This window comes from Rothia sp. (in: high G+C Gram-positive bacteria) (assembly GCF_015265375.1).
In the GTDB taxonomy this organism is placed as follows: Bacteria; Actinomycetota; Actinomycetes; order Actinomycetales; family Micrococcaceae; genus Rothia.
Genome location: NZ_JABZXW010000027.1, coordinates 1 through 17,351, shown reverse-complemented (window position 1 = coordinate 17,351; position 17,351 = coordinate 1). Strand labels below are relative to the sequence as shown.

Here is a 17,351-nt window from a genome sequence, read left to right as displayed (position 1 = left end):
GCGTATGCCGCCCGGATTCTTTCTCTTCCACCGCTATTCACCGGGGAAGATTGAGAGAACCGGGCGGTATTCTCATACCTGCCCGGAACGGTGCAATAACCCAGCGTGAGAAGCGGGGGAGAGCACCCGCCAATTCACCGCCGAATACTCGATGCACTACCCCGATTTGCTAAGCTAGAGGGGCACTATCGAACGCGAGCGTGCCCCGCCTCCGCGCCGTAGGCGCAACAACCGGCACAGACTAGAGGAGAGCTATGACCAACACCCCCAAGACCGCTGAATCCTCAGTCTCACACACCGCTACAAAGGCAGACGGACGCCGCGTACGCATCCTTTCGGCTCGCTCCGCCGGCATCCTCGCGCTCGTGCTTGCCGCCGCCGTGTTCGCTATCGACCAGGGCACCAAATACCTGGTTGTCACCCAGATGCAGCTGGGGGAGCGCATCACCGTCATCGACGGGCTGCTGTGGTGGTACTCGATTCGTAACTCCGGCGCCGCATTCAGCATGGGTGAGAACGTCACCTGGGTCTTCACCCTCGTCATGGTCGCCGCCGCAGCCGTGGTGCTCTACCTGCTGCGCCGTACCCGCGCACTGTCCTGGACCCTCGCACTGGGCGGTCTGCTTGGCGGTATCTGCGGCAACCTTTTCGACCGTCTCTTCCGTGAGCCCGGCTTCGGTTCCGGTCACGTGGTCGACTTTATTTCCGTACCGAACTTCGCAATTTTCAATATTGCAGACTCCGCAATCTGCGTGTGCATGGCGTTCATCGTGCTGCTGAACTTCAAGGGCCTGAACCTCAACGGAACCCGCGTGCAGGCTGACGATAAGAGCACCGACGAAAAGAACTCCGAGTAGCGCCCCGCCCCGGCCACGCGCCGACGGCTACCTTGCCGACACACGCGCCTACAGACGTTCTCACACAGACACCCCAGACAACACCACCCGAAGGAGAGCCGCATGAGCGAAACCACCAACGCCGCCGAAGATTCGGCACGCATCCGCGCCGAATTTACCGTTGAAGGCGCGCTCGCCGGTATGCGCCTGGACGCCGCGCTCGCCGGTGCCCTTGACGCGCCGCGTACCCGCACCTCCGGGTGGATTCTTGACGGCCACGTGACCGTGACCAACAACGGCAAGGCCGTGAAGATCGGCAAGTCCTACAAGCTTTCCGCGGGCGACGAGGTCGTCGTGGATGCACCCGCGCCGCGCGATTTGGCGGATATCCGCCCCGAAAAGGTGGACGGCTTCCGCATCGTGCACCTGGATGACGACATCGTTGTGGTGGATAAGCCCGCAGGCGTGGCGGCGCACCCCTCACCGGGCTGGCACGGCCCCACCGTTATCTCCGCGCTCATGGGCGAGGGTATTTCGGTTGCTACCTCCGGCGCGGCAGAACGCCAGGGCATCGTGCACCGCCTGGACGTGGGCACCAGCGGCCTGATGGTCGTAGCCCGCAGCGAACGCGCCTACACCGAGCTCAAGCGAGCCTTCAAGGAACGCACCGTGGACAAGGTCTACCACACGCTCGTACAGGGCCTGCCCGACCCGCTGCGCGGCACCATTGATGCGCCCATCGGTCGCCACCCCGGCAATGAGTGGAAGTTCGCCGTGGTCGAGGACGGCCGCAACTCCATCACCCACTACGATGTGCTCGAAGCCTTCGGCCCCGCATCGCTGGTGGAGGTGCACCTGGAAACCGGTCGCACCCACCAGATTCGTGTGCACTTCTCCGCGCTGCGCCACCCCTGCTGCGGTGACCTGACCTACGGCGCCGATCCGCGCTTTAGCGCCGAACTGGGTCTGACCCGTCAGTGGCTGCACGCGCACCGCCTGGGCTTTGACCACCCCGGCACCGGTGAGCGCGTGACCTTCACCAGCGAGTATCCGCTCGATCTGTCCTACGCGCTGACCGCTCTGCGCGAGGGCAAAGTTCAGCTCGGGTAGACAGCTCGGGTAGACAACCCGGCTAGGTATAGCCGTCCGCGGACCGCCGCATACAGCTTCACATTCACCGCCCATCCTCCAGCCCACACCTCCAGGAGATATCCGTGGCAACCAAAGAATTTACGCACCTGCACGTGCACACCGAGTACTCCATGCTCGACGGTGCCGCGCGCCTGGGTGACTTGTTCACCCACGCTAAAGAACTCGGCATGAAGTCCATGGCGACCAGTGACCACGGCTTCCTCTTTGGTGCCTTCGACTTCTGGCGTCAGGCTAAAGCGCACGACATCAAGCCCATTATCGGTGTGGAGGCGTACCTGACCCCCGGCACGCACCGCACCGACCGTTCGCGTGTGCGTTGGGGCGACGGCTCCCGCGACGACGTGTCCGGTGGTGGCGCGTACACCCACATGACCATGTGGGCTGAAACCACCGAAGGCATGCACAATCTGTTCCGTGCCTCCTCGATTGCGTCGCTGGAAGGTCAGCTGTACAAGCCGCGTATGGACCGTGAGGTGCTGCAGACCTACTCGAAGGGCCTGATTGCGACCACCGGTTGCCCCTCCGGCGAGGTGCAGACCCGCCTGCGCCTGGGCCAGTTCGATGAGGCGGTCCAGGCGGCGAGCGAATTCCGCGATATTTTCGGCAAGGACAACTTCTACTGCGAGGTCATGGACCACGGCCTGGACATTGAACGCAACGTTCAGGAGGACCTGCACCGCCTCGCCAAGAAGCTGAACCTGCCCTTCGTCGCCACCAACGATCTGCACTACACCCGCCAGGAAGACCACACCGCTCACGCGGCGCTGCTGTGCGTGCAGTCCGGCTCGACCCTCACCGACCCCAAGCGTTTCAAGTTCGACGCGGATAACTTCTACCTGCGCTCGGCAGAAGAAATGTACGCCCTGTTCGGCGACATTCCCGGCGCGTGCGAGAACACCCTCGAAATCGCTGAACGCTGCAACGTGGAGTTCAACACCAAGGCGAACTACATGCCGAACTTCCCCGTGCCCGAGGGCGAAAACGAGGAATCCTGGTTCGTGAAGGAGGTCGAGAAGGGCCTGCACTACCGCTTCCCGGACGGCGTGCCCGACAAGGTGCGTAAGCAGGCTGAATACGAGGTGGGAGTTATTACCTCCATGGGTTTCCCCGGCTACTTCCTCGTGGTCGCCGACTTCATCAACTGGGCTAAGCGCAACGGTATTCGCGTGGGCCCCGGCCGTGGTTCCGGTGCAGGCTCCATGGTCGCGTACGCGATGCGTATTACCGACCTGAACCCGCTCGACCACGACCTGATCTTTGAGCGATTCCTCAACCCCGACCGCGTCTCCATGCCCGACTTCGATGTGGACTTTGACGATCGTCGCCGCGGCGAAGTCATCGACTACGTGACCGAAAAGTACGGTGAAGAGAAGGTCGCACAGATTGTCACCTTCGGCACCATTAAGGCGAAGCAAGCGCTCAAGGACGCCTCCCGCGTGATGGACCAGCCGTACTCGGTGGGCGAGCGCCTCACCAAGGCAATGCCGCCGGACGTCATGGGTAAGAACATCGCCCTGGCGAACGTGTACAACGAAGAGGATAAGCGTTACGCCGAGGCGGCAGATTTGCGCGCCCTCATTGAGGACCCGGTCGATAAGATTTACGGCCAGGTGTTCGAGACTGCGAAGGGCCTGGAGGGTCTGAAGCGTCAGTGGGGTGTGCACGCTGCGGGCGTGATTATGTCCAGCAAGGACCTTGTGGACGTCATCCCGGTGATGCGCCGTGAGGCGGACGGCCAGGTGATTACCCAGTTCGATTACCCCACCTGTGAGGGTCTGGGCCTGATTAAGATGGACTTCTTGGGTCTGCGTAACCTCACCATCATCTCCGATGCGGTGGAGAACATTAAATCGAACCGTGGCATCGACCTGGACCTGGAGTCCCTCTCGCTGGATGACCCGGAATCCTACCGTTTGCTGGCGCGCGGCGACACCCTCGGCGTGTTCCAGCTCGATGGTGGCCCGATGCGCTCGCTGCTCAAGCTCATGGAGCCCGAGGAGTTCGAGCACATTTCGGCAGTGTTGGCGCTGTACCGTCCGGGCCCGATGGGTGCGAACTCGCATACCAACTACGCTCTGCGCAAGAACGGTAAGCAGGAGATTGAGCCGATTCACCCCGAGCTGGAAGAGCCGCTGAAGGACATTCTGGACACCACCTACGGCCTGATTGTGTATCAGGAGCAGGTTATGGCGATTGCTCAGAAGGTCGCGAACTACACTCTGGGTGAGGCAGACTTGCTGCGCCGTGCGATGGGTAAGAAGAAGAAGGCGGAGCTGGATAAGCAGTACGCTACCTTCCACGACGGCATGATTTCTAACGGCTACTCTGAGGGCGCTGTTAAGGCGCTCTGGGATATTCTGCTGCCGTTCTCTGACTACGCGTTCAACAAGGCACACACGGCTGCGTACGGTCTGGTGTCGTACTGGACGGCGTACCTGAAGGCGCACTTCCCGCAGGAGTACATGGCTGCTCTGCTGACCAGTGTGGGCGATAACAAGGACAAGCTCGCACTGTACCTGAATGAGTGCCGCGCCATGGGCATTACCGTGCTCGCACCGGACGTGAACGAGTCCACCCTGACGTTCGCCCCTGTCGGCGAGGACATCCGCTTCGGCATGGGTGCGATCCGTAACGTGGGCGCGAACGTGGTCGAGGGTATGATTGCCGCCCGCGAGGAGAAGGGCCGTTACGAGTCCTTCAACGACTTCCTGAAGAAGGTGCCGCTGCAGGTGTGCAATAAGCGCACCATTGAATCGCTCATCAAGGCGGGCGCCTTCGACGACCTGGGTCACACCCGCCGTTCCCTGTCCCTCATTCACGAGGCGGCAGTGGACGCTGCGGTGGCGGTCAAGCGTAAGGAGGCGGCGGGTCAGTTCGACCTCTTCGGCTCCCTCGGTATGGACGACGCCCTCGGCGACGAACTGACCGTGACCATCCCGGATGTGCCCGATTGGGACCGCCGCGAGAAGCTGAACTTTGAGCGTGACATGCTGGGCCTGTACGTTTCGGATCACCCGCTGCGCGGCCTGGAACGTGCGCTCTCGGATGCCGCAACCCACTCGGTGCACGACATCATTGGTGAAGACTCGCATGTGCGCGACGGCGAAACCGTCACCATCGCGGGTATGCTCACCGGCGTTTCGCGCCGTATCGCCAAGTCCAGCGGTAACCAGTACGCCTCCGTGGAATTGGAAGACCCCTCGGGCGCAACCATTACGGTCATGTTCTTCTCCCGCGCCTACGAGACGATGGGCGCCGCCCTCGCGGACGACCTCATCTGCTCGATTCGTGGCCGCGTACAGCGCCGCGACGACGGCAGCGTGAACATGAGCGCCCAGGAACTGCAGATCCTGGAAATCAGCGATGACGGCCGCGCCGCACCCATCACCATCGTGGTACCCGAGTACCTGGTGACCGAGGCGAACCTGAAGGAGCTGAAGGAGACCCTGCGCGACCACAAGGGCACCGCGGATGTGCGCATGCTCATCCGCACCCGCGATAAGGAGCAGCTGGTGCTGCTGGACCCGAGCGTGCGCGTGGAACCGAACCCGAGCCTCTTCGGCGAAATTAAGACGATTTTCGGTCCGAGCTGCATTCGACGCTAACAACACGCCCCGCTGAGAGGAATGACAGGGTGGATTCTGCATAGCAGAGTCCACCCTGAGCGTATATTCACTCACACCATACGGTGTATCCGCTGTATATCACGGTAGAATAGGTATAAATATTCTTGAGCGCTGTATACGCGGGCGCTAGCGCCCAGCCAAGGAGAAACGAATGTACTGCCCCTATTGCAAGCACACCGACTCGCGCGTGGTGGATTCCCGCACCACCGATGACGGCGCCGCAATTCGCCGCCGCCGCCAGTGCACCTCCTGCGCTCGCCGCTTCACGACCGTTGAAACCACCACCATTTCGGTGATTAAGCGTTCGGGCGTGACCGAGCCCTTCGACCGTTCGAAGATTGCCGCGGGCGTGCGTAAGGCATGCCAGGGCCGCCCCGTGGGTGAGGACGATTTGGCGAAGCTCGCCCAGGAGGTTGAGGAGCTGATTCGTGCCCGCGGCCTGGCGGAAATCAACGCGCACGAGGTGGGTCTAACCATCCTGGAGCCGCTATCGAAGTTGGACGCGGTCGCCTACCTGCGTTTTGCGAGCGTGTACCAGGCGTTTGAAAACCTTGAAGACTTTGAGGAGGCGATTGCGCGTCTGCGTGAGGACCGCATCGCCCAGTAACTGACTAGCAGAGTAACTAGCTAAACCGGCTGCCGCTAAGTATGAGCGGTGATATACAGAAGGGACCGCCTTCCGAATGATTCGGAAGGCGGTCCCTTCTTATGTATATGGAGCGCTATCCAAGACGGACAGCAGGAAGCTTCTTACGCTTCGCCGCGGCGCTGACGCGGCCGCGGGGCAAGCGGGTTCAGGAAAACCTTATGCTTCGCCGCGGCGCTGACGCTCCGGCAGCATACCGCCAGCCCACAGTGCCGCACCCACAATACCCGCGTTGTTACGCAGGGCAGCCATGACCATGGGGGTACGAATCTGATCCTCAAAGTACGGCATGAACTTCTCCGGGTTCTTGGAGATACCGCCGCCAATGATGAACAGGTCGGGGGAGAAGAGCATCTGAACGTGCTCGAAGTAGCGGTACAGGCGCTTGCCGTACTTCTTCCAGGACAGCTCGTGCACCTCGCGGGCACGTGCGGAAGCCTGAGACTCGGCGTTGTGGCCGTCAATCTCCAGGTGGCCCAGCTCGGTGTTCGGGATCAGCGCGCCGTCGTTGATGAGGGCGGAACCGATGCCGGTGCCCAGGGTGATGACAGCGATCAGGCCGTCACGGTTACGGCCCTGACCGTAGGTCGCCTCAGCCAGACCGGCTGCGTCAGCGTCGTTGAGGCCGTAGACGGTGCGGCCGCCCAGAGCCTCGCTCATGACCTGCTCCAGGTCGGTGTTAATCCAGGAGTCGTCCACGTTCGCTGCGGAGAAGACCATGCCGTTCTTCACCACTGCGGGGAAGTCGATGCCGACAGCCGACTCGGGGTCCGGCGCCAGGTCGCGGCCCTGCAGCTCATCAACTACGCGGCGTACAACCTCAGCCACAGCGGCGGGAGTTGCGGGTTTGGGGGTGTCGATGCGGAAGCGGTCGGACACGAGGTTGCCGGTGCGCAGGTCGACGATGCCGCCCTTGATGCCGGTGCCTCCAATGTCCACACCAATCTGCAGGTCCTTGGGAGTGGGGGCAGGCAGCTCGGTGATGACGCCGGGTTCTGCGTAATCGCTCATGGTTTTCTCTCTCTTTCACCCCGCCTACTGCCGTGTAACCTAAGGGAGTGGGCGGGCTTGTCAGTGGGTGAATTGATATAAAAAGTGAGGTGCTGGGCTCGTACCTGTACAAGTCGTATCAGCACAGGCAGGAAACCCAGGGGGCTGCGCTTAGGGCAGGGTCAGGATGTCCGCGCCGTCAGCGGTCACCACGAGGGTGTGCTCGAACTGTGCGGTGCGCTTGCGGTCGCGGGTGACCACGGTCCAGTCGTCGTCCCACAGGTCCCATTCGATAGTGCCGAGGGTCAGCATGGGCTCGATGGTGAAAATCATGCCCTCGCGAATCTCGGTGTCGTAGGCGGGTGCCGCATCGTAGTGGGGGATGATGAGGCCCGAGTGGAACTCACGACCCACACCGTGGCCGGTGTAGTCGCGGACCACGCCGTAACCGAAGCGAGCCGCATACTTCTCAATGACGCGACCAATCACGTTGATCTGGCGACCCGGCTTCACAGCCTTAATTGCGCGGTTGAGGGACTCCTCGGTGCGCTCAACCAGCAGGCGGGACTCTTCGTCCACGTTGCCGATGAGCAGGGTCTTGTTGGTGTCGCCGTGCATGCCGTCAAGGTATGCGGTGACGTCCAGGTTGAGGATGTCGCCGTCCTCCAGCACAGTGGTGTCCGGAATACCGTGGCAGATGACCTCGTTCAGGGAGGTGCACACAGACTTCGGGTAGCCGCGGTAATCCACGGTGGAGGGGTACGCGCCGTGGTCGCAAATGTACTCGTGGACCAGCACGTCAATCTCGTCGGTGGTGGTGCCGGGTACGCAAATCTTGGATGCTTCAACGATGGCGCCTGCCGCAATCTTGCCGGCTGCGCGAACTCGCTCAACTTCCTCGGGGGTGTACATGTTCGAGTCGTTACCCTCGTTGGCGGTGGGCTTACCCACGTACTCGGGGCGAACAATGTGCGAGGGGACCGGGCGCATGGGGCTGACGCGTCCGGGGGTCAGGCAACCGACAGGTGCACGACCGGGCTCTGCGGGAAGATTATGCGAAGTATTCGTTTTGGTTGAAGACATAGTTTCATCTTACCGGGCGTGGGCGGGTTGTGTCCCTAGCGCAGGCGCTAAAAAGCGGCGGATACACAAGCCGTACCTTTTTCCCAGATTGTGAATAAAATTCCATACACCCTAGCGGCAAAACCGCGCGGCAGGGTGCGGAGGAGAAGACAAGGGAAAAGGGGGAGAGGCGCCGTGAGAAGCTTCGCCCGCCTCATTGCCACGAACCTGGGCGCGTGAGAAGCTAGAAACACCAACCCCTCACCGTCGAAGGAGAACCCATGAGCGAGAAGAAAAGCCACCTGAGCGAAGCCATCGAATCGGCAGTCGAGAAGACCCTGCACGCCGCGACCGACGCCACCAGCCCCCACGCTGATGAATACTGGTACAACCTCGCCACCGGTGAGGTCGAGCGCGGCCAGCAGAGCGCCGTCACCTCCCTGTGGGGCCCCTTCAAGACCTACGAGGAGGCGGCACACGCCATGGACCGCGCCCGCGAACGCAACGAGGCGTGGGACAAGGACGGCGGCCTGCTCTAAAGCCCAACGAACTTCTGCACGCTTGTCTCTAATAGAGGCGTCTGACAGAGGCATTTAAAAGCGGCAGAAAACAGATACAGCAAGACCCCCGAACCCCGAAAATACCGGGTACGGGGGTCTTTCGTCTAAAGCTTTTTCTAAACCTCAAGCCTTACTCAAAGGTATGCTCGGCTGCCGGGAACTCGCCCGAACGCACCTGCTCGCGGTAGGCGCGGGCGGCGTCCTCCATGATCTTGCCGATCTGCGCGAACTGCTTCACGAAGCGCGGCACGCGGCCCTCACGCAGGCCCATCATGTCCTGCCAGACCAGCACCTGGCCGGTCGTCACATTTGACGCTCCAATACCGATGGTCGGCACCGCGCCCACCGCCTCATCCACACGGCGAGCGGTCTCGGTAGTCACCATCTCCATGAGCACGCAGAACGCACCAGCCTCAGCCAGCGCCACCGCATCCTCACGAACACGCTCGGCAGCCTCGCCACGACCCTGCACGCGGAAACCACCCAGGGCATGCTCCGACTGCGGGGTGAAACCAACATGCGCCACCACCGGAATACCGGTACGCACCAGGGCACGAACCCACTCGGTCATCGAAGCATCCGCCTCAATCTTGACCGCGTGCGCGCCGCCCTCCTTCATGAGGCGAACCGCGCTCGCAACCGCCTGCTGCGGCGACTGCTCATAAGAACCAAACGGCAAATCGGCAACCACCATGGCGCGGGATGCACCGCGAGAAACCGCCGCAACCATCGGAATCATCTCATCCAGGGTAATGGTCAGGGTCGACTCGTAACCGAGCACCACGTTTGCCGCAGAATCGCCCACCAGCAGCATCTCGATACCGGCGCGGTCAAAGACCTGCGCGGTCAGAGCGTCATAGCAGGTCAGCATGGAGAACTTCTGCCCGGTCGCCTTAGCCTGCGCCAGGTGAACGGTGCGCACCTTCTTGACGGCATCCAGGTCAAAAGGCTTCGCAGCAGAAGCAGTCGCGGGAGCATCCGCGGAGGTAACGGCAGGCTGTGCCGCGTAGGGCGAAGAGATCTCGGAAGAACGCTCAGTAGTCATGCTGACTATTCTAACCCTGCACGGCTCCAACCGGGCGTACCGCTCACCACGAGGGAACTGTCCCTAGTTCCAGATGAGGTTAATGTAGTAGGTCGGGAACGACGCAGCAGCGTTCTTATTCATCAGCTCCGGAATGGCGAGGGAAGCATCCTCAAACTCACGCGGCAGATCACGCTGAATGAGTGCCTGCTGCACCAGGGCGTCCCAGTACACCTGGGTGACCGAGTAGGTGCAGACTTCCTTCACGACGTCCTCCGCGTAGGACTCCCACGCCTTACGCGCCGCATCATCAGAGCCGAAGAAACCCTCATAACCCTGAGACAGGCCCGTATCGCAGGCACTCACCGCGTTCTTCGAGTACTGCAGCCAGTAGCTACGGCTCAGCTCATCCGAAGTATTGAACGTAAACGCCTCATAGTCCGCCTTCAGCAGGGCGTAGGACGCCTGGATGGAACCGGCAAGCGGGGCGTGCGAGGAGAAGACAATAACGTCCAGAAGAGCGGCAATGTACTCCATCTGCGCCTTCTCATATGCAATACCGGAAGGCTGAGCCGGACCAGAATGCATCTGCACCAAGCCCTCGACAGCGTTGATGAAACGCTCAATGTCGGCGGTTGCCTTCACCATCAAATTCAGCAGACGCTGAACGCGCTGATAATCCTCAGAAATCTGCGAGAACAGACCGTAAGGCAGGATGCCGCGCTCCGAAGCTGCCGCCGCCAGAACCTGGCTCGTCAGACGCTGACTCTCCACCTCAGCCTTCGCCACGCTCAGCAGCAGGGCACCACAATAGGCCAAGGCACGGCGATCCACCAGCTGAGGCTGCTGCTGATGCAGCGGCAGAAGACGCTCGTGAATCTGACGGAAAATCGCGCTCTGCGCCAGGGCCTTCTTACCCAGCTCCTCAGTCTTCAAAAGCACCGTATCCGCCGAGAAATCACGCGGAACAAAACGGCGCGCATCCTCAGCGGTAAACGGCGAATAGGGGCGACCCATCAGCGGCTGCAACAGCGACATCGTGGTAAACAGCGAAAAACGAGCCGACACCGGGTACAGCGAATCAGGGTAGTTCGGCGCATCTACCGCATTCACGCGCTCCGTGCACAGCGTCAGCCACGTCTGCTCCACCGCCCGCTCAGACCTAATGCCAAGACCCATACCCAGGATGCCCTCGCCGAACGCCTCCGAAGGGAGCTTGCCGGGGTTCATCTGACGCACCTGCATCTGCGCCAACGCCAGCTCCACCGTATAGTTCGCCCGGCGCTTCTTGCCCGCCTCGTCAAGATTCTGGAACGGACGCATACCCGCGATCTTCTGAGCGCGCGCCTGCGTGTGCAGCTCCTTGCTCATCGCAAACTGCTGCGGGTTACGCTGCATCATCTTCGACACCTCGTACGCGCTCTTACGGTTCAACTTCTCACGGCGCTGAGCGCCCTCAGCCGACAGCGCATCATACTTGCCGCGCGTCGCGTGCACATACCAGGCACGAATCAGCTGCAACGGCAGGAAGAAGAACGCGAACTTCCACGACCACGTAAACAGAAGAATCGGAATGACCGCAATCGACCCCACACGACCCGTATAACCGAGCCAAATAAGCTCCACAAACGCACCCACCAGCGCAAAGAGCGCCACGGTGCGAGTCCTAAACGCAACGCGGGAGGGGCGGTCCAGCAGGTAGGTCGTGCCGCCAGACTTGTTGTTCCTCATGACCAGCGGACCAAATGCCGCAATCGCCATAATGCACGCCAGGTAAACAACGCAGAAAACAACCGGTGCCGCAATGAGCAGCAGCCACTCTAAACCGGTGGGGTCGGCAGCAACGATGCTGGTCGCCAGCGGAAGCTGTACGGTCGAGGGAAGAAGAATGGAATGTAGCATACCCCCATTATCGCAAGGCAACCCCGACCACGCCCCGCGAACCGTCATCTGCTAGGTATCTGAACAAAGCCTAGACCCGCACCGCAGAAAAGTGGGGGAGCGGCCCCGATACCGCCCAGAATCTGAGCTACCGCGGCGCACAAGAAGAGAATTTACACAAACGAAACCTCCCACCCGCGCGACGCACAGCAGAACCCGATAGGCTAGATAACAACAGGACACACGCCGGGGCAAGGAGGCGCCAGCACCGCTGGCACGCCGCCCGCCGCAACCCCTTGGAAACCCAAGGGACATGCAGGACCTTCCGCAACAGGGTCTTCTTCACCTCGGCAGCAAATTCAGCGCGCCTCCGCCGCCCACAGACGGGTACCACGCGGATGCACGCCCGCACCGAGAGGGCAACTTATGGACCGCCAACAGGAATTCGTACTGCGCACCATCGAAGAACGCGACATCCGCTTTATCCGCCTCTGGTTCACCGACGTGGTGGGAACCCTTAAATCCGTCGCGCTCGCACCCGCCGAGGTTGAAAGCGCCTTCGACGAGGGCCTGGGCTTTGACGGCTCCTCCATCGAGGGTTTCTCCCGCGTCTACGAATCCGACATGCTACTGCAGCCCGATCCCTCCACCTTCCAGATTCTGCCCTGGCGTGGTGAGGAAGACATCACCTCCCGCATGTTCTGCGATGTGCTCACCCCCGACGGCGAAGTCAGTGCCTCTGACACTCGCGGCGTGCTCAAACGCGTGCTCAACAAGGCCGCCGAGATGGGCTTCACCTGCTACACCTCGCCCGAGATCGAGTTCTACCTGCTGGAGTCCTCCAAGCTCGGCGCCGACGGCTTCCCCGTGCCCGTAGACCACGAATCCTACTTCGACCACACTCCCGGCGGCATCGTGCAGGAATTCCGCCGCAAGGCCGTGACCATGCTCGAAGAGGTCGGCATCTCCGTGGAATTCAGCCACCACGAAACCGGCCCCGGCCAGAACGAAATCGACCTGCGCCACGCCGACGCCCTGCAGACCGCGGACAACGTCATGACCTTCCGCACCGTCATCAAGGAGGTCGCCTACTCGCAGGGCATGTACGCCACCTTCATGCCCAAGCCCTTCACCAAGTACGCCGGCAGCGGCATGCACACCCACTTCTCCCTCTTCGAGGGCGACACCAACGCCTTCTTCGAGGCCGGCGCCGAGTACCAGCTCTCCAAGACCGCGCGCCACTTTATCGCGGGCATCCTCAAGCACGCCCCCGAGTTCACCTCGGTGACCAACCAGTTCATCAACTCCTACAAGCGCCTCTGGGGCGGCGGCGAGGCACCCTCCTACGTCTCCTGGGGCCACAACAACCGCTCCGCACTCGTGCGCGTGCCCCTGTACAAGCCGAACAAGATGCAGTCCGCCCGCATCGAGTACCGCGGTCTCGATTCGGCCTCCAACCCCTACCTGGCCTACGCCGTGATCCTGGCTGCCGGTCTGAAGGGTATCGAAAACGAGTACCCGCTCATGCCCGCTGTGACCGAGGACCTCGCCGCGATGACTAACGCCGAGCGTCGCGCGATGGGCTACAACCCGCTGCCCGCATCCCTGCGCGAGGCCATTAACATCACCGAGGAATCCGAATTCATGGCGGAGGTCCTGGGCGAGCAGGTCTTCGAGCAGTTCCTGCGCAATAAGCGCGCCGACTGGGACCAGTACCAGGCTCAGGTGACCCCGTATGAGCTCAAGCACAACCTCGGAATCCTCTAACGGCTGGATCCCTCTCACCTCCTCATAGGATGAGTGAGCGCTGACAGCCTCAGGGCGGTACCCGCTACCGGTAACACGCCGGCGGGTACCGCCCACAGGTGTATCAGCATCGCTTTTTATCCCGCCGAAATTTATACTCTCTACCCACGGTTCTACCCACAGTTCTCACGCTATGACTGACAGCTCTCACTACCCGGTCACCGGGCTCATCCGCATTGTTGACCCCGCCAAAGAACCCAAGCCGCTGACCGACATCGCCCCCGATGCGCTCGACGACGAACAGCGCGCCGAAGCCGAACGCAAAGCACAGCTACGCCTGCACACCCGCATGATTGCCACCGGTTTTCACGACCCGTCCAAGGCGGAACGCTGGCTCAACGCGCCCGAACTGCAGCGTGTCTCGCAGGATGCGCTCTTTGCCGGGCTGCGCCTCGCACCCTCACCGGATATCGCCCTGCCCGCCCTCGTGCGCCTCATCGAAAAGCACCCGGCGGTCGCCGAGCGCGCCAACCGCGGTGAGGAAGAATTCGGCATGTACCGCCTGCTCGGTGCATCCCAGGCGATTGGTGACTTCCTCTACCGCCGCCCCGAGCTCATTGACCAGCTCTTCGATACGCAGGTGTACCCCGCCGAGAGCGCGCTGATCCGCTCCCAGCACCCGGCGTCGATTCTGCCGGAGACCGACGGGGAATTCCTGACCCCCATCGCGCCGCTGGACACCCCCTACCGCCGCGATATCCTCACCGCCCTCGGCGCCGACCCGCACGCGGAGCGTCCGCGCGCTGCCGCCGAGCAGACCGGCAAGGACGGCTATGTGACCCTGCGCGTCGCCTACCGCGCCGCCCTGGCGCGCATCGCCCTGCTCGACGTGTGCTGCGAAGACCCGGTCGAAATGATGCCCACCATCGGTCGTCACCTCGCCGATTTGGCTGCCGCCGCGCTGGAGGGTGCGCTCGCCATCGCTCGTACCGAGGTTGCGGAGGGGCTGGGCCCCGGCCTGGCGGCTCCTCGCCGTGGCGAGGCCGTAGATGCCCTGGACTTGGCGATTATCGGCATGGGTAAGTGCGGTGCCCGCGAGCTGAACTACATCTCTGACGTTGACGTGGTGTACGTGGTCGCGCCCGTTGAGCCTGCACCCAATACTGGTGCAGAGGGGGAGTCTGCCCCGCTCAAGCTCACCGAGAACGAATGTTCCACCATCGGCACGGAACTTGTGCACGCCCTCACCCGCGCCATCATGGGCCCCGCGCCCGAACCCGCCCTCTGGGAGGTCGACGCGAACCTGCGCCCCGAAGGTAAGGATGGCCCGCTCGTGCGCACCGTCGAATCCTACGTTCAGTACTACAAGCGTTGGGCTGAAAACTGGGAGTTCCAGGCGCTGCTCAAGGCGCGCCCCATCGCCGGTTCGGCGCAGCTGGGCGCCCGCTACGCCCGCGCGATTGACCCCTTCGTGTGGGAGTCCGCCGCCCGCGAATCCTTCGTGGAATCCGTGCAGGCGATGCGCGCCCGCGTGACCGACAATATCCCCTCGCACCAGGTGGACCGCCAGATTAAGCTGGGCCCGGGTGGCCTGCGCGATATCGAGTTCACCGTGCAGCTGCTGCAGCTCGTGCACGGTCGAACCGACCCCGCCGTGCGCACCAAATCCACCGTGGATTCCCTCGCGGCGCTGACCGCCGTCAGCTACATTAGCCGCACCGACGCCGAAGCATTCAGCCGCGACTACAAGAAGCTGCGCGTGCTCGAGCACCGCATCCAGCTGCAGCAGCTGCGCCGCACCCACCTGATGCCCGAGAAGGACGCCGAACAGCGCGCCCTCGCCCGCTCGATCCTTTCCCCGGAACGCAACGGCACGCTCTCCGCCGAGCAGATGCTCAAGGCTTGGCAGAAAATTAAACGGAACGTCCGTTCACTGCATGAGCGAATCTTCTTCCGCCCGCTGCTCGCCGCCGTCTCCACGCTCAGCCGCGACGAAGTGGTGCTCAGCGAACAGGCGGCACAGGACCGCCTCGCAGCCCTCGGCTACCGCGACCCGCGCGGCGCCATGCGCCACATCAAGGCGCTCACCACGGGACTTTCCCGTAGCGCAGACATTCAGCGTCACCTCATGCCCGTGCTGCTGGGCTGGTTCGCCCGCGGTGTGGATGCGGACGCCGGCCTGCTCGGATTCCGCATCGTCTCCGAATCGCTCGGCAGCACCAGCTGGTACCTGCGCATGCTCCGCGACTCACCCGCAGCCGCCGAACGCCTCAGCCAGCTACTCTCCAGCTCGCGCCTCATGACCGACCTGCTCGAGGATGCCTCCGCCTCCATCGCCTGGCTGGACAAGGTCGCCGACCTCAAACCGCTGGGGGAGGAAGCGCTCGCCTCCGAGATTTCCTCCCTGCTGGCACGCCACGCGAACGCCGCCGAGGCGATGCGCGCCGTGCGCTACCTGCGCCGCCGCGAAACCCTGCGCACCGCCATGGGCTGGACCCTGGGCATCGTCGACATTGAAGACACCTGCGCGGGTCTTGCCGCCATTGACGAGTGCACGATTGGTGCGGCGTTGCAGATTGCCCTGCGTGAGCTCCAGGGGCAGGCAGAAGGCGCTGAGAATGCGGAAGTTGAGGAGGCAACAAGGGAGAAGCTGCTCACCCGCATCGCCGTCATCGGTATGGGCCGCCTCGGCGGTGCTGAGAACGGCTTCGGCTCCGACGCGGACGTCATGTTCGTGCACGAACCCCTCGAAGGGGTCGACGAGGACGCCGCGCAGGAACAGGCCGCGCGCATCGTGAACCGCACCCTCGCCCTGCTCAAGCAGCCCGTCAAGCCCCCGATTCGCGCTGAGCGCCCGCTCGAAGTGGACGCCGACCTGCGCCCCGAAGGCAAACAGGGCGCCATCGTGCGCTCCCTGGACTCCTACCGCTCCTACTACGAGCGCTGGGCGGAAACCTGGGAGTTCCAAGCGCTCACCCGCGCCCGCCCCATTGCCGGCGACGAGGAGCTTGGCGAGGCTTTTGTGGAGCTCATCAACCCGTACCGCTACCCGGTAACCTTCACGCCCGAGCAGGTGCAGCAGATTCGTCGCATGAAGGCGCGCGTTGAGAACGAACGCATGCCGCACGGCGCCGACCGCACCCGCCAGCTCAAGCTCGGCCGCGGCGGCCTCTCCGACGTGGAATGGCTGGTCCAGCTCGTACAGTTGCGCCACGCACACACCGTGCCGGGGCTGCGCACCACCTCCACGTTGAAGGCGCTGGATGCGGCGGTTGAAGCGGGTCTGGTTGATGCCGCCGACGCGGAAATCCTCAGCGGCGCGTGGCTGCTCGCCACCAAAATCCGCGGCGGCAACGTACTACGCGGTGTGCGCCAATCCGACACCCTGCCCTCGGGTCGTGCCGACCTGGAAGCAATCGCCCGCTGGTGCGGATACCCCGCCGGCAGCGCACGCGCCCTCGAAGAGGACTACCTGCGCCAAACCCGCAACGCCCGCAAGGTCTACGAGCGACTCTTCTTCGAAGAACTCTAAAAATCACAGGCGCGGAATTCATAGGGGAGGGGCGGGGAACCAAATGTGGCTCCCCGCCCCTCTTTCTACATTTTTCTGTGTTCTCTGAAATTTTTCTGCGGACTTTACTCTCCCAACTCTCACCACAACCAGAACAGTATCCACCCCAAAACCTGGAAAATGTGACCGGCACCATGAAAATAAATTTTGCCAACATGTCCCCAAAAAGAGACAAAATACCCCGTTTTGCCCCGGAAACACGCGGAACAGCGGGTGGTCAACAAGGGATTTGGCAAACACTCAAAAACCCCGTATAG

Annotated in this window: 11 protein-coding genes; 7 read left to right on the top strand and 4 right to left on the bottom strand. The window is 62.5% G+C overall.

Going from position 1 to position 17,351, the window contains the following annotated elements; all coding sequences use genetic code 11:
- The first annotated feature begins 254 nt into the window (after window positions 1–254).
- The 4 genes from lspA (at window position 255) to nrdR (ending at window position 6,221) form a co-directional block, all read left to right on the top strand.
- Entirely contained in the window at window positions 255–857 is a 603-nt protein-coding gene (lspA, locus tag HXO69_RS05005; RefSeq protein ID WP_296545671.1) for a signal peptidase II, read from the top strand.
- 102 nt (window positions 858–959) lie between these two features.
- On the top strand, window positions 960–1,946 hold the full coding sequence (locus tag HXO69_RS05000; RefSeq protein ID WP_296545670.1) for an RluA family pseudouridine synthase: 987 nt from the start codon (window positions 960–962) through the stop codon (window positions 1,944–1,946).
- A 104-nt stretch (window positions 1,947–2,050) separates the two neighbouring features.
- Complete coding sequence (gene dnaE / locus HXO69_RS04995) at window positions 2,051–5,593, top strand: DNA polymerase III subunit alpha (protein WP_296545668.1); 3,543 nt, start codon at window positions 2,051–2,053, stop codon at window positions 5,591–5,593.
- 172 nt (window positions 5,594–5,765) lie between these two features.
- Window positions 5,766–6,221 carry a transcriptional regulator NrdR gene (gene nrdR, locus HXO69_RS04990; protein ID WP_005506525.1) on the top strand — a complete coding sequence of 152 codons (456 nt, stop codon included), beginning with the start codon at window positions 5,766–5,768 and terminating at the stop codon, window positions 6,219–6,221.
- Window positions 6,222–6,419: 198 nt separating this feature from the next.
- Here nrdR and ppgK read toward each other — a convergent pair whose 3' ends face one another.
- Both ppgK and map read right to left on the bottom strand, forming a co-directional pair.
- Window positions 6,420–7,271, bottom strand: a complete 852-nt coding sequence (gene ppgK / locus HXO69_RS04985) for a polyphosphate--glucose phosphotransferase (RefSeq protein ID WP_296545666.1) — start codon at window positions 7,269–7,271, stop codon at window positions 6,420–6,422.
- A 150-nt stretch (window positions 7,272–7,421) separates the two neighbouring features.
- Complete coding sequence (gene map / locus HXO69_RS04980) at window positions 7,422–8,333, bottom strand: type I methionyl aminopeptidase (protein WP_049354871.1); 912 nt, start codon at window positions 8,331–8,333, stop codon at window positions 7,422–7,424.
- Between the two features lie 260 nt (window positions 8,334–8,593).
- Between map and HXO69_RS04975 the strand changes: the two genes are divergently transcribed.
- On the top strand, window positions 8,594–8,851 hold the full coding sequence (locus HXO69_RS04975) for a hypothetical protein (protein WP_313987640.1): 258 nt from the start codon (window positions 8,594–8,596) through the stop codon (window positions 8,849–8,851).
- 151 nt (window positions 8,852–9,002) lie between these two features.
- Here the strand turns inward: HXO69_RS04975 and panB are convergent, their stop codons facing one another.
- Both panB and HXO69_RS04965 read right to left on the bottom strand, forming a co-directional pair.
- A complete protein-coding gene (gene panB, locus HXO69_RS04970; protein ID WP_296545662.1) occupies window positions 9,003–9,917 on the bottom strand; it encodes a 3-methyl-2-oxobutanoate hydroxymethyltransferase in 915 nt (304 codons plus the stop codon).
- 63 nt (window positions 9,918–9,980) lie between these two features.
- Window positions 9,981–11,798 (bottom strand): geranylgeranyl pyrophosphate synthase, encoded by a 1,818-nt coding sequence (locus tag HXO69_RS04965; RefSeq protein WP_296545661.1) that lies wholly within the window; start codon window positions 11,796–11,798, stop codon window positions 9,981–9,983.
- A 405-nt stretch (window positions 11,799–12,203) separates the two neighbouring features.
- Here HXO69_RS04965 and glnA point away from each other — a divergent pair, with 405 nt between their 5' ends.
- Window positions 12,204–13,544, top strand: coding sequence for a type I glutamate--ammonia ligase (gene glnA / locus HXO69_RS04960; protein ID WP_296545659.1), 1,341 nt, complete (start codon window positions 12,204–12,206; stop codon window positions 13,542–13,544).
- Between the two features lie 172 nt (window positions 13,545–13,716).
- Window positions 13,717–17,055: a bifunctional [glutamine synthetase] adenylyltransferase/[glutamine synthetase]-adenylyl-L-tyrosine phosphorylase gene (locus tag HXO69_RS04955; RefSeq protein ID WP_296545658.1), complete on the top strand. Its 3,339-nt coding sequence runs from the start codon at window positions 13,717–13,719 to the stop codon at window positions 17,053–17,055.
- Window positions 17,056–17,351: the final 296 nt, after the last annotated feature.